Origin of the sequence: Heyndrickxia coagulans DSM 1 = ATCC 7050 (assembly GCF_000290615.1) — a bacterium.
GTDB classification, from domain to species: domain Bacteria; phylum Bacillota; class Bacilli; order Bacillales; family Bacillaceae_C; genus Weizmannia; species Weizmannia coagulans.
In genome coordinates, this window is the sequence record NZ_ALAS01000209.1 from 1 (window position 1) to 1,153 (window position 1,153).

Consider the following 1,153-nt stretch of genomic DNA (forward strand, 5'->3'; position numbering starts at 1 on the left):
CCCACGCATTGTCGAAAAGGAATTAAATGGGTGGCAAACCTCTGCATTTTTAATTGCATTTCTCTGCACTTTTCTATTGCAAAATACAGCTTCGGGAGCACCATATTTTTGCACTGCTTGTCGAAAAGCATCCTCCACAATCCGGGAATCAAGTGTCGGATAAAATTCACCGTGTAAAACATACCTCGTCGCATCATCAATAATGGCGACCAAGTATACCTGCTTCTTGCCACCATTTGGGCCAATCGGTAAATACGGGCCATATTTGATATCAGACTGCCAAAGCTGATTCCGATGTCTTTTTTGAAACCTTCTGGCTGCCACTCCTGATTGCGAATAAAGCCTCATCTGCCTGGAACTGTATCCTCTCTCTGATAGCTTTTCCTGAAGGGTTGAACGTTTGATTTGCCCGGGTTCTGCAAGACCTTCCCATTCAAGTATCTGTATGATTTGTGAAACACTTCGGCTGGGGGTCTCTCTTCTAAGTAGAATGGCCTGTTCTATGATATGTGGCGGGACTGCCTCAGGCTTGGTTTGGGACTGCTTTCCTTTGGGCTTCAATCCTGAAAATCCTTCTTTTCGAAACTGCGTTAAATAACGCCTGATAGTCCTTTCAGAAAGGCCGGAGGCCTTACAAATTTGTTCCTTTAATTCCTTCGCTTTTCCGGCATCCAATCCATCCGCCAATAATGGAGAAATGAGTTGAAACCTTTGGGCTGCCATTTCATCTGCTTTCTTGTGATCCATTCATGATAGACTCCTTTCCTATTTATCTACCATGAGTGTAAATCAACCCCCGCCGGACAAGAATGCAGAACGGGTATGTACCCATAAATAAAAATTTACAACGGGTCGGACAACACGCGCCAGCCATCCGGAGGCATTGCCCACCAATCGCCCTAATCTTTGGAGTGCGGTCCCCGAAGTTTCGGGCAAAACTTTCAGGTCGTCCCCATCTTGTTTGGTCTGATGTTTAATGGAAACAAGGCAATGGATCCAGTATTCTACATAAACCTGAATCCGTGACGAAAATATAACAAACGCCGTTAATAGGTAGATTTCCCAGAGCCCTTGCCAAAATGCTATATCCCCTGAAACTGTAAGCAGTCAGACAATTAAAGGTCGTTGATTTATTCCACTAAAGAAAAAAGAC

1 pseudogene is annotated in these 1,153 nt (G+C 44.4%); it reads right to left on the minus strand.

The features are described 5' to 3' along the window. Nucleotides 1-747 (minus strand): annotated as a pseudogene (locus tag IC21_RS11490) (helix-turn-helix domain-containing protein); the annotation flags it as partial. Between the last annotated feature and the right edge of the window lie 406 nt (nucleotides 748-1,153).